The sequence below is a fragment of the Geobacillus sp. 46C-IIa genome (assembly GCF_014679505.1).
GTDB lineage: Bacteria > Bacillota > Bacilli > Bacillales > Anoxybacillaceae > Geobacillus.
Genome location: NZ_CP061474.1, coordinates 1,943,485 through 1,955,914, shown reverse-complemented (window position 1 = coordinate 1,955,914; position 12,430 = coordinate 1,943,485). Strand labels below are relative to the sequence as shown.

Annotated in this window: 9 protein-coding genes; 6 read left to right on the top strand and 3 right to left on the bottom strand. The window is 47.4% G+C overall.

Features of this window, described 5'->3' with window-relative positions; genetic code table 11:
• Window positions 1–2 precede the first annotated feature (2 nt).
• From IC803_RS09780 to IC803_RS09760, 5 genes are all read left to right on the top strand, one after another.
• Window positions 3–629, top strand: a complete 627-nt coding sequence (locus tag IC803_RS09780) for a histidine phosphatase family protein (RefSeq protein ID WP_081210277.1) — start codon at window positions 3–5, stop codon at window positions 627–629.
• Between the two features lie 554 nt (window positions 630–1,183).
• Window positions 1,184–3,385: a PAS domain-containing hybrid sensor histidine kinase/response regulator gene (locus IC803_RS09775; protein ID WP_158083298.1), complete on the top strand. Its 2,202-nt coding sequence runs from the start codon at window positions 1,184–1,186 to the stop codon at window positions 3,383–3,385.
• 285 nt (window positions 3,386–3,670) lie between these two features.
• Entirely contained in the window at window positions 3,671–4,381 is a 711-nt protein-coding gene (locus IC803_RS09770; RefSeq protein ID WP_223811954.1) for an EAL domain-containing protein, read from the top strand.
• A gap of 264 nt (window positions 4,382–4,645) precedes the next feature.
• Complete coding sequence (locus tag IC803_RS09765) at window positions 4,646–6,622, top strand: flagellar assembly protein A (protein ID WP_233134477.1); 1,977 nt, start codon at window positions 4,646–4,648, stop codon at window positions 6,620–6,622.
• Window positions 6,623–6,695: 73 nt separating this feature from the next.
• A complete protein-coding gene (locus tag IC803_RS09760; protein ID WP_081210285.1) occupies window positions 6,696–7,436 on the top strand; it encodes a LytR/AlgR family response regulator transcription factor in 741 nt (246 codons plus the stop codon).
• Window positions 7,437–7,796: 360 nt separating this feature from the next.
• Here the strand turns inward: IC803_RS09760 and IC803_RS09755 are convergent, their stop codons facing one another.
• Genes IC803_RS09755 through IC803_RS09745 form a run of 3 tightly spaced genes read right to left on the bottom strand, consistent with a single transcriptional unit; the run spans window position 7,797 to window position 10,141 of the window.
• Window positions 7,797–9,191, bottom strand: coding sequence for a nucleoside recognition domain-containing protein (locus tag IC803_RS09755; protein ID WP_081210289.1), 1,395 nt, complete (start codon window positions 9,189–9,191; stop codon window positions 7,797–7,799).
• Window positions 9,160–9,894: a FeoB small GTPase domain-containing protein gene (locus IC803_RS09750; RefSeq protein WP_081210291.1), complete on the bottom strand. Its 735-nt coding sequence runs from the start codon at window positions 9,892–9,894 to the stop codon at window positions 9,160–9,162. Before IC803_RS09750 ends, IC803_RS09755 begins: the two co-directional genes overlap by 32 nt.
• Window positions 9,887–10,141, bottom strand: coding sequence for a FeoA family protein (locus tag IC803_RS09745; protein WP_081210293.1), 255 nt, complete (start codon window positions 10,139–10,141; stop codon window positions 9,887–9,889). Before IC803_RS09745 ends, IC803_RS09750 begins: the two co-directional genes overlap by 8 nt.
• A gap of 235 nt (window positions 10,142–10,376) precedes the next feature.
• Between IC803_RS09745 and IC803_RS09740 the strand changes: the two genes are divergently transcribed.
• Window positions 10,377–12,365 carry an acetoacetate--CoA ligase gene (locus IC803_RS09740; protein ID WP_184319421.1) on the top strand — a complete coding sequence of 663 codons (1,989 nt, stop codon included), beginning with the start codon at window positions 10,377–10,379 and terminating at the stop codon, window positions 12,363–12,365.
• Window positions 12,366–12,430: the final 65 nt, after the last annotated feature.

Here is a 12,430-nt window from a genome sequence, read left to right as displayed (position 1 = left end):
GGATGGAGACGACGCTGTATTTAACAAGACATGGGGAGACGAAGTGGAACGTCGAAAAGCGGATGCAAGGATGGCAAGATTCGCCGCTCACCGAAAAGGGGAGGCAAGACGCCAAACGGCTCGGAAAACGGCTTGAGGCGGTCGAGTTGACGGCGATTTATGCGAGCACGAGCGGGCGGGCGCTTGAGACGGCGGAACTCGTCCGCGGCGGGCGGCTTATTCCGATTTATCAAGACGAACAGCTGCGCGAAATGCATCTTGGCGACTGGGAAGGAAAGACGCATGACGAGATTCGGCAAATGGATCCGGTTTTGTTTGATCATTTTTGGAACGCGCCTCATTTGTACGCACCAAGGTGCGGAGAACGGTTTTTTGATGTGCAGCAGCGGGCGCTGGCCGCCGTGCGGCGCATCATTGCACGCCATGAGGAGGAAACCGTCTTGGTTGTCACCCATGGCGTCGTGCTGAAAACGCTCATAGCGGCATTCAAAGGCGTGCCGCTCAACGAACTGTGGGCGCCCCCGTACATGCACGGCACGAGCGTGACGGTCGTTGAGGCGAGCGGCGATGTGTTTCATGTCATCGTGGAGGGGGATGTGTCGCATATCGAGGAAGCAAGAGAAGTATAGCAATGCATAATTAACGAAAACAGGAAGGACGGGCGACTGATCGCTGCCCGTCCTTTTTCTATGAAAATGCGCAAGCCTTGAGCCGTTTATTAAATTGAGAGGCCTTATGGCCTTATCAATGCTGTTCTTTTCTTTCACTTGAGAACCATCAATTTGGGAAGTGATCTGCTTTTCATCGGTCTAACGGTTACAGCGGCCAATCGAAAGCGATAGGATTTATACATGACCTTTCCTCTTATGGCTCACATTTCGCACCTTGAATAAAAATTCAAAATAAACCTGATTTCATCGAATAAAAATTAGTTATTTTACAATATTTGTATAAAAGTTTATTTTTATGCGAATATTTTGGTCATTTTTTGTATATTATGCAAAGGTTGCGAAATATGAGTTATGGAAAGGAACAGGTGTTCTTTATCTGCTTGTTCTACATCTTTTGCTCTTTCGGGGCAAGAGGAAGGTCGATAAGGAAAGATACCGGTTCGTCCCCCGCGTACGCTCACGCGTGAAGCAGGGGGGGGCTCGGTGCGAGATGATAAATGGGAGGCATTGTTATGGGGATTATAGGATATCATGATTTACAGTTGATTGTCATCTCCGTTCTAATTGCTGTTGCTTTTTTCTGCTTATTTTTGAACATTTTAGTCAAGGCCACCAGCAACGACAATAGGAAGGACATTTGGGTATTCAAAGGAGCCATGAAGGAGACCCCCCAAAACAAGGAACTGTTGCGAACAGGATTGGCATCTGTGACCCCAGCTGATGATTTGGCCTATATTCTTGCTTTTATGATAATCGCTATATTAGTCATGGCCAGCGCAGTTGCCCATTTTAAGCGGCGGGAAGCCTTGCAGCAAAAGAAACTCATCGATCCCCACTATAAATGTTTAATGGACTACAATCCACATTTTGTTCTTTCTGCCGATCTCAATGGAGGAATTATTGACATCAATTCAAAAGCAATGGAGATTCTACAGCTTCGACAAGAAGCGTCATTAGTTCGTTTATACGATCTATTTTACGAATGTGATCATAAAAAACTCGATCAATGTTTACGAAAAGTGAAGGAAGGCCAATCGTGTTTTCTATCAGCTCCAATGAAAATATCTCAAAAACAACGGATCGTTATGGAGTTTACGTTTATACCGATCATGAAGAAAAAAAACGTCATCGGATTGTTTATGGTTGGAAGAGATGTGACAGCTTTTGCAAAATATCAGGCACGCATAAAGAAAATGCACCGGGATTTATGGAACGCCATTTGTCAGCAACAAGGGATGATTTTTAAGTTTATGAAAAGGGGAGATAAGTTCGTTCATACGTTATGCGGAGGAGAACTGCTCTATTGTTTGGGAATCGATCCGAAACAGGTGCTCGGCAAGGCTTTGCATGATTTTTTGCCAAAGCAGATTGCTGATCAAAAAGAACGATATTACCGGCATGTGTGGGAAACGGGAGAAGCGTTGTACTATGAAGGGAATATCAATGGAATTGACTATTTAGCTAGCTTGCGTCCTATAAAAAAGAATGGCAAAGTGATTGAGGTTGTTGGCTCAGCGATTGATATTACAGAAAGGAAAATGATGGAACAAGAAATAAGGAGAGCAAAGGAGGAGGCAGAAAGAGCCAATCAAGCAAAATCCAACTTAATTTCGCGCATGAGCCATGAAATTCGAACACCATTGAACGGAGTGTTAGGGTTCGCCCAATTGCTGGAGATGGATCCTTCCTTAAAGGCCCGGCAGCGGGAGTTTGTGCAAGAAATATTGGGAGGTGCCCGCCATTTATTAAATTTAATTAACGAAATGTTAGACTTGGCAAAGATTGAAACAGGAAGGCTGTCCTTAACTTATGATGTAGTTCGCCCGGATGACATTATTAAAGAAAGTATGAAATTAGTCGAGCCGTTAGCCAATAAGAAAAACATCGACGTTCAAGTTCGATCGAGCTTTAGTGGGCAAGTGTATTTATACACAGATGCGACGAGAGTGAGACAAGTGTTATTAAACTTGCTTGACAATGCCATTAAATACAATCGCGATGGTGGTACGGTTCTTATTGAGGGGAAATATGATCAGGAAAAAGTCGTTATTCATGTAAAAGATAATGGGATAGGCATCCCGGATGAAGAACAAGAAAATATCTTTGAACCATTTTATCGCATAAAAGGCACTCACGTTGACGGCAATGGCATTGGACTCGCTTTTGTCAAGCAGATTATCCGGCTTTTGGGCGGCACGATTGAGGTGAAAAGTAAGCTGGGTGTGGGAAGCGACTTTTCGCTCACCCTCCCAGCTATCAGTTGTTTTCATGGTTGGCCGCACTCATCACAAAATAAACTGGTGAATCAGGAGAGGTTATTGAAGCTCGGAAGCAAAAAAATTTTATACATCGAAGATCATGTATCCAACCTGAAACTGTTGGAACATATATTGAAGCCATTTCCCAATCTTTTGTTAACGTTTGCTCACAATGGCAGTGAAGGCTTGCAAAAGGCTATCAGTGGCCGGTTTGATTTGATTGTCATCGATATTCATCTGCCGGATATAAACGGGTATACGGTGTTGGAAATGTTGCAAAGCGATGAACGAACAAAGCATATCCCGATGATTGCGCTCAGCGCCAACGCGGTGACAAAAGAGATTGAACGGGCTTTACAAGCAGGGTTTACGGATTACATGACAAAACCGTTGGAGGTCAACGTTTTCCTTGAAAAACTAATCAAAATATGGGAGAAAAAGGGCCCTCGTAAGTGAGAGAGGTTTTTGTATTTTACGACAAGAAATAGCAGAATTGAGTGTCGAACATGTCGCAAAAAGTCGAAAAAAAGACCTGATATGTCCTTTTTATGTATTGGTCAGGGCTGTATGGATGCTTGATGTGCGTAAACGAAGTTAGACAGATGCACGGAAAAGGGTTATATTGAAAGCTAAACGAAAGGTATTAGGCTGATTTTCATATTTGTCGATTAGTGTGGTTTGGGATAAATATCCTAATGAAAGGGTAGTGATAATGTGTCTTTAGTCTCTATTTGGAAGATGATGGACAAACAACGGTTTGAACATGTGTACCAGCCGCTGTGGGACTTGTTTAACTGGAGCATCTTTGGATATGAATCACTGCTGCGGGTGAACGGGATTAATAACGTTGAGCATCTCTTTCAAAAGGCTCGGGAGGAAGGATGTTTATACGAACTGGATGTTACATCGCTGGAAAGTTCCATCGTTCAGTTTCCTTTTTTAGAGAAGAAAGGACGGCTGCTTTTTTTGAATGTATATCCTTCCACTGTTTTGCATCATGAATTTAAACCGTTTTTGAAAAGAGTAGTTGAACGCTTTCCATATATTGAAAATCGAATTGTGTTCGAATTGAATGAGACAAAAGAAGAAGAGGGGATATGGAAGGATGAAGAGTTAAAAGCAGCTATAGCGTGGATGAGAAGGTATGGTTTTTACATTGCTATTGACGATGTTGGCAAAGGAGCATCAACCTTGCAAAAAATTATTGAATTACAGCCTGATTATGTGAAGTTGGATCGGTACTTTGCCCAAGGATTGGCAGCCGATGAAGAAAAACAAAAAATGGTTAGTTTGTTGACAAGCTATTGCGGCCGCAAAATGGTTCTCATCTTAGAGGGAATTGAGGAAGAAGTAGATCTCGCCCAAGCGAAGCTTTTGAGAGTGCCAGCCGCGCAAGGGTATCTTTTAGGAAAACCGGGTAAGTTACCATTAGCAAAAGATCGGTATTGGTAGGTGTATACACGTTGCTTTATTTACCACGTAAAATTGCATTTTCGGCAACACACCGCTATCTGACTAAGGATTGGAGTCCGAAAAAAATAAAGTCGTTTTGATTGATGGAACAATCCGGACAGGCATGACCACGGATGCCGGCTTGACGTGGCGGAATATGATTTTTGAAGTTTAAGAAAAATAGCTGTTGCCAAGGGGGGAGCGGCAATGGGGCAAACGATCATTTCAAAAGGAAAAAACATCGATGAGGCCATTCACGTCGGCTTGGCGATTTTGCAAGGCAAACGCGAAGAGGTGCATGTTGAAATCATTCAAAAGGAAACTAGGAAAATTTGGATCATCGGTTCCAAACCAGCCATTGTCAAATTGACAAAGATAGAAAGGCAAACGGAATCATCAGGCGCTGTCAAAGAAGAGAAATTCAGTGTAACAAATGCGAATGTGGAGCAGATCAAAGCAACAGAAGATCATTTGAGTGGAAAAGCATGGGTGCGAGGAGGGAAAATTTTTTATCGTTCGTCGCCGTTATGCTATCCTACTATTACTGTAGGGCAAGGTGTTCTTCTGTTGAAAAATGGACATCCAGTGACTGGAACGACGGTTGTCACGGAAGGTGACCAATTAGAAATACAAACTATAGAGGAAACGGTCGAAACGAAATGGGATATTGTCCTTGATGAAGACAAGTTGCACGCTATTTTGCACATAGAACCGGGGATGAAAAAGAGGTTTCAATTGAAAGATGTCTTCCCTGATCATCATATTGAGCTAAAAGCTGAACAGCATATTGAAATACAAAATACACTTGAGTACCAGTCGGTTTTGCAAAAACTAAAATCGCTGAATATTGTTCAAGGATTTGATTTTACCGCGATGACTGAAGCAGCAAAGGCGACAAAACTGGGCGATTTTGTCATCGCTAGAGGGATGAAGCCTCAGCAAGGAAAAAACGGTTGGGTGGAGTTAACGGTCAATTTGGACAGTAAACAGGCAGGGCCGAAACTGCGGGAAGACGGCACCGTTGATTTCCGTGAAGTAAACAATATTCGTTCTGTTCATCCGGGACAAGTCATCGCGATCGTTCATTCCCCAATCCCGGGCGTTCCGGGCGTGACGGTGACGAATGAGCCGATTCCGCCTAAACCTGTTCACCCGGTGGCTGTCCATTTAGGAAAAGGTGTAACAGCAATTGAGAATGGGACGAAAATTGTAGCGTTGGCTAGCGGGCGGCCGGTTTTTCGGCAACAAGGACTCGATGTGCACATATTTATAGCGGACAAGCTTATTCATCAAGGCGATGTCGATTTAAGCTCGGGCAATATTCGGTTTCATGGCGACGTCGACATTACCGGCAGCGTCGAAGACGGAATGAGCGTGGAGACAGGAGGCACTATCACGGTATTCCAACATGTGAATCGGGCGACGATTACGTCAAAACAAGCTATCTTTATCAGACAAAATGTCATTGGAAGCGTCATCTCGGCGGGAGCAGGCCATATACTGGTTTCCGAGCTTGTACATTTGTTAAGTACAATTGAAGGGGGGATCAAAAAAATGATTTCCTCTGTAAAACAGCTAGTCAGTTCTCCAGCGTTTAAAAGGACAGATTGGAAACAGAACAGCCTGTTCCCGTTAATCAAGCTTTTAATGGATTATAAATTTCGCCCTTTGGCTGCGGAAGTGAAAAAATATATAGAAGCAGCGAAAACGAGCAACCGTCAGCAGCTTGAGTCTGTTTGGTCCGATTTGGCTGAGCGGTTTCAGCTATGTTTTTTCTCGAACATGCCGAACGAGCTCCATTCACTCGAACAGCTTGCCAAGCTGCTTGAGGATATAAAGGCAATAACGAAACAATATGCGGACATAAATGACGGAGACAGTTACATTGAGATGGCATATGCGTTGAATAGTACGGTCTACTGCAGCGGCGATATCACTGTTTTTGGCCAAGGGTGCTATAACTGCACCATTCATTCCGATGGTTTTCTAGATATAAAAGGAATCATGCGCGGCGGCCGTGCTTATGCCCGAAAAGGAGCGTGTATTCAAGAGGCAGGTTCAGATTCCGGGGTTGTTACACGCATTGTAGTGCCCCATGGTCACACAGTGAAGTTTGGTGTCGTGAAAGAGGGGACGATTGTCCAAATTGGAGAAACAGCTTATACGTTTCGAAAAGAACATCGTCAAATTGAGGCCGTGTTAGATGAGAGCGGTCAAATCATTTTGGACGAAAAAAGGTAAGAGGAGTATAAATGTTCTGTGAACCGACAGACTACTAGTTGGAATAGGAGGCCAGAAAGAAGGGAAGGAAGCAATGAATGATTTAAAAATCGTGATTGCTGATGATGATGCGTCTTCAAGAACGATTTTGCGGCATTTTATCCGCCTATTCCCCAATTACGACGTTGTGGCTGAGGCGACAAGCGGGGAGGAGTTTTTGCAAATTGTGCTCCGGGAACAGCCCGACATTGTGTTAGTTGATATTAATATGCCTGGGCTTGATGGCATGGAAGCGGTCAAAATATGCAAGCAGCTTTTGTCTTCTGTCCAGGTGATTTTTATTACTGGATATGATGAATTTGCCGTAGCGGCTTTTGAAGTGTCCGCTACGGATTATATCGTGAAACCGATTGAGCGAACGCGTCTCTTTTATGCGTTGGAAAAGGCCCGCAAACTGATTGAAATGGCCAAGCAGTGCGCCGCTGTAAAGGCGAAACAGCCGAGCAAAAGGCTTGGAATCCGATCGAAAAACTCTATTGTTTTGCTGCCGATGAAAGATATTTTATTCGTGGAAAAGGAAAGCAGAAAAACGGTCATTCACACGGCAAATGAGCAATATGAGACCACAGAGACGCTGAGCGAAATTGAAAGGGAGCTGGATCATTGTTTTTTTAAGACTCACCGCTCTTATATTATCAATTTAAAAAAAATAGTAAAAATTACGCAGGTTGGCGAAACATATTTAGCTCATTTTTTTGATAGTGAGAAAGTCGCTTATATTTCGAAACTGAAATTTCATGAAGTGCAGAGAAAAATTTTCGATATGAATAATTAGGTAGATTTTTCAGCAGGAAACAGAGAGTAGCATGGAGTTGTTGAAAGACAGCGCTAGGCGTCCGACAATCAGCATAGCAATCGTTGTTTGCCCGTGGATGGAAAAGTTGAGCTTCCACGCTGACCCAGTTTTTATGGGCCACAGGGTGGGGGCAACAGCTATACGTTTTATGGACGAGAGGTTCGAACGTATGACCTCAGATGTTGACGAGGAACACTAGTGCTAAAAATGAAGGATGTCCTCCAAAAGGCGGGACATCCTTCTTGATTGTGTCAGTGCTACTTGCGGAGAAATTCTTTCCCCTTGAAACAGAGGGGAGGGAAGGAAGTACGGGGCGGGACGGCCTGTTAAGCTAGTCTCTTAAATAAGCCCCAGCCATCTCACAAGCTGTGCGGTCGTAAAGGTGACCGCAATGGCAATTGCCGTCGGCAAGGCAAAAGCGACGAATGTCCATTTCACGCTTTTCGTTTCTTTATAAATGTTGACGAGCGTCGTGCCGCATGGGTAGTGAAGAAGCGAAAACAGCATCATGTTAAGTGCGGTCAGCCACGTCCAGCCGTTGGCGAGAAAAATATGTTTGAGCGAATGGAGACTGTCGACTTCCGTTAACGCCCCCGCCGATAAATAGCCCATTAACAAAATTGGCAAGACGATTTCGTTAGCTGGAAGCCCTAAAATAAAGGCCATCAAAATGTAGCCGTCAAGCCCGAGCGCGTTGGCAAACGGGTCAAGCAAGCCGGCGAAATACGCGAGTACGGTCGTATCGCCAACGTGAATGTTGCCAAGCACCCAAGTGAGAATGCCGGCCGGGGCGGCAACGGTGACGGCGCGTTTCAGCACGTACCACGTTTTATCCATCGTGGCGCGAATGACCGTCTCGGCGATTTTGGGGCGCCGGTATGGCGGCAGCTCCAAGGTGTAATGGGTCGGAATGCCGCGTAAGGCTGTCTTAGACAAAACCCATGAAACAGTCAACGTGACGATGATGCCAAACAGCACCATGGCGACGACAACCGCGGCGGTGACGAGCGTGTTCCAGCCCCCTGTATAACCGGCCGCCATAAATAAGGAAGAAAGCAAAATCAGCGTCGGCCAGCGCCCGTTGCACGGGACGAAACTGTTCGTCAAAATGGCGAGCATCCGCTCGCGCGGCGATTCGATAATGCGCGTTGATATGATGGCGGCGGCGTTGCAGCCAAAGCCCATGGCCATCGTCAGCGATTGTTTGCCGTGCGCGCCCGCCTTTTTAAACAGCCGGTCGAGATTGAAGGCGACGCGCGGCAAGTAGCCATAGTTTTCGAGCAAAGCGAATACAGGGAAGAAAATCGCCATCGGCGGCAGCATCACGCTGACGACCCAGGCGGTGCCGCGGTATAAGCCGAGCACAAGGAGGCCGTGCAGCCAGTTAGGTGCATGAACAGCTTGAAACCACATTGTCAAATATTGTTCCACCCATCCGAACAGGCGGGCAAGCGATTCAGACAGTACGTTCGCTCCGGCGATCGTCACATAAAGGACAGCGGCGAGCATCGCCAACATGATCACGAATCCCCACCGCTTCGATGTGACGATCCGATCGATTTGCGCGGTGCGGTCTTTGGCGGCCTTGGCCGCATTTGTGACCGTTTCGCGGCAAAGTGCGGCCGACGTTTGAAAAATAGCGGTGACAATTTGTTCGCGCGTATCGGCCGGTGCCAATGCTTGTGCCTCTTCTAGTAAACGGTCAAACCGATTTGACGGAGCTATGGCAGACATGGACAACCCCCTCCTTTTTAGGCAGTTGCGGTGGCTGCTCGAGGGCGTGGAGCAACGACATATCGCCGTCGAGCAACCGGAGCGCAATCCAGCGCACAGGATACGTTTCACCGACGATTTCCTTGATGCGCGGAATGAGTTTGGCGATGCTTTGTTCAATATCCGGGCTGTATTGAACGGAAAGCGGCTTCGTTTGGATGCGGCCGTGTGCCAAAGCATCCACGGTTTCCAACAATTGGACAATGCCTTCTTTGTTGCGTGCAGACATCGGCACAACCGGTACGCCGAGTTTGGCTGCCAGTTTTTTGGTGTTGATGCGAATGCCTTTCTTTCTTGCTTCGTCTATGAGATTGACGGCAATAATGGTACGGTCGGTCATTTCCAACACTTGAAGCGCCAAGTTTAAGTTGCGCTCGAGCGCTGTGGCATCAACGACGACGATCGTTATATCCGGCCGTTGGAACAAAAGAAAATCGCGTGCCACTTCTTCATCGGCTGAATTGGAATAGAGAGAGTATGTGCCCGGCAAATCGACGATTCGGTACGTCGCCCCGCGATAGACAAATTCCCCTTCCGCGTGGGTGACAGTTTTTCCTGGCCAATTGCCGGTATGTTGGCGCAGCCCCGTCAGGACGTTAAACAGCGTGCTTTTTCCGGTATTCGGATTGCCCATCAAGGCAATCGTATATGTCGCATTAACCATGACTGATCTTCTCCCCGTAAATATAGTCGCTTTCTTGTTTTCTTAATGCGATCGTCGTTCCACATACGCGATAGGCGGTCGGGTCGCCAAACGGACTTCTTTGCCCGACCTCGACCTCCCCGCCCGGCACAAAACCTAAGTCAAGCAGCCTTCGTTTTAATACTGCATCAGGAATGGTGACTTTCCGAATACGGAATCGTTCCCCCGGCTTCATTTCCGAGAGTCGCCAATCATTTCGCTCGGCCATAAAAGTTTCCCTCCTGTTAATCTCTTTGACAAGGGACATTTTTTTTACCTAAACCAACTTTTGTGATTATCTTATTTCAGTATCGCTTTTTTGTCAATGGATTTGTTCCGTTCTTTTCCGACAAGGCTGTCGAAGAAACATCTATTCAAAATAGTTAGAAACAATGGTATCATATAAATAGTCTGAATAAAACGTCAGGGAAAGGCGGTGACGGCGTCCATTGACGCACGATCAAATGAAAGCGATTACGGAAGGAACGATCCTTTGGCAACCAACAAACGAGCAAGTCAAACAGTCCAACATTCAGCGGTATATGGACTGGCTGAAAGAACACAAAGGGCTGTCGTTTGCCTCGTACCGCCAGCTATGGACATGGTCGGTCGAACAGCTTGAGCAGTTTTGGGAAACGGTTTGGGAATATAGTGGTGTGCAGGCAGCGACACCGTATGAATGTGTGTTGCGGGAGCGAAAGATGCCCGGAGCGGAGTGGTTTCCCGGGGCGACGCTCAACTATGCGAAACATGTATTCCGGCATGCGCGCGCTGACCGACCGGCGCTCATTTTCCGCTCTGAGCGCGTCCCGTACCGGGAAGTGTCGTGGCAAGAGCTGACTGAAAAGACAGCGGCGATCGCCCAAGCGTTGCGGGAAATGGGAGTGAAGCGCGGCGACCGCGTTGTCGCCTATATGCCGAATATTCCGGAGACGGTGATGGCGTTTTTGGCTTGCGCCTCGATTGGCGCCATTTGGTCAAGCTGCTCGCCCGACTTTGGCGCCGGCAGCGTCATCGACCGGTTCGTGCAAATCGAGCCGACCGTCTTGTTTGCTGTCGACGGCTGCCAATACAACGGCAAAGAGTTTGACAAAATGCCAGTCGTTTCGGAGTTGCGCGCCCAGCTGCCGTCATTGAAAAAGACGGTGCTGCTCCCGTATTGGCGCGAACAACTCGAAGCGCCCGATGACGGGGTGGTGCTGTGGGACGATGTCGTCGCCAATAAGGCGGAGCTTGTCTATGAAGACGTTCCGTTTGACCACCCGCTTTGGATTTTGTATTCTTCAGGGACGACCGGCTTGCCAAAGCCAATTGTCCAAGGGCACGGTGGCATTTTGCTTGAGCATTTGAAAGCGCTGTCGATTGCCGATAACTTGACGCCGGAGAGCACGTTTTTCTGGTTTACGACGACCGGATGGATGATGTGGAACTTTTTGATCGGCGGGTTGCTCGCTGGAGCGACCGTGGTGCTCTATGACGGAAGCCCGACGTACCCGGATGGCAACATCTTATGGGAACTCGCGGAGAAAGCGGGGATCACTCATTTTGGCACGAGCGCGGCGTTTATTAACGTCTGCATGAAGCTCGGCCTCAAACCGAAAGAGCACTATGACTTATCGAAGCTTGAAGCCGTGCTCTCGACCGGCTCGCCGCTCACGGTTGAAGGGTTCGCCTGGGTGTATGAAAATGTGAAGGATGACATTTGCCTGGCATCGTGCAGCGGCGGAACGGATGTGTGTACCGCGTTTGTCGTCGGTTCGCCGATTTTGCCGGTGCGCGCCGGCGTCCTCTCATGCCGCGCGCTAGGAGCTGATGTACAGGCATTTGATGAAAACGGCCAGCCGCTTGTGAATGAAGTTGGTGAGCTCGTCATTACGAAGCCCATGCCATCGATGCCGCTCTTTTTCTGGAACGACCCGGACGGCGAGCGGTATCGGAGCAGCTATTTTGACACGTATCCGGGCGTTTGGAAGCACGGCGATTGGATTAAGATTGATGAACAAGGCGGTTGTGTCATTTATGGCCGCTCCGACTCAACGATCAACCGCGCCGGCGTCCGCATGGGCACGAGCGAAATTTACCGCGCCGTCGAAGCGGTCGACGGGGTGCTTGAGAGCCTTGTCGTCGATCTAGAAATGATGGGCAAGCAATCATTCATGCCCCTGTTCGTCGTCCTCAAGCCAGGCGTGGCGCTCGATGATGAGCTGAAGGAACGCATCCGCCAGTCGATTCGGCAGCATGTCTCGCCGCGCTTTATTCCGGACGACATTTACGAGGTAAAGCAAATTCCGAAAACGTTAAACGGAAAGAAAATGGAAATTCCAATCCGCAAGCTGCTCTTAGGCTTCCCGCTCGAAAAAGCGGTCAACCCAGGCTCGATGGCCAATCCGGAGGCGCTCGACTTTTTCCTTGAGCTAGCGAAGACACTGGCGGCGAAATCAAAAACGAGCTGAACTCTTTTCCGAGACGGAGCGAAAGGTTGTTATTAAGTAGATGGGCTTAATAACAACCTTTCTGT

Coding starts and splice junctions, on each gene's coding strand:
- IC803_RS09775 (WP_158083298.1), top strand. CDS start 1,184: ATGGGGATTATAGGATATCATGATTTACAGTTGATTGTCATCTCCGTT.
- IC803_RS09750 (WP_081210291.1), bottom strand. CDS start 9,894: ATGGTTAATGCGACATATACGATTGCCTTGATGGGCAATCCGAATACC.
- IC803_RS09745 (WP_081210293.1), bottom strand. CDS start 10,141: ATGGCCGAGCGAAATGATTGGCGACTCTCGGAAATGAAGCCGGGGGAA.
- IC803_RS09740 (WP_184319421.1), top strand. CDS start 10,377: ATGAAAGCGATTACGGAAGGAACGATCCTTTGGCAACCAACAAACGAG.
- IC803_RS09770 (WP_223811954.1), top strand. CDS start 3,671: ATGGACAAACAACGGTTTGAACATGTGTACCAGCCGCTGTGGGACTTG.
- IC803_RS09760 (WP_081210285.1), top strand. CDS start 6,696: ATGAATGATTTAAAAATCGTGATTGCTGATGATGATGCGTCTTCAAGA.
- IC803_RS09780 (WP_081210277.1), top strand. CDS start 3: ATGGAGACGACGCTGTATTTAACAAGACATGGGGAGACGAAGTGGAAC.
- IC803_RS09755 (WP_081210289.1), bottom strand. CDS start 9,191: ATGTCTGCCATAGCTCCGTCAAATCGGTTTGACCGTTTACTAGAAGAG.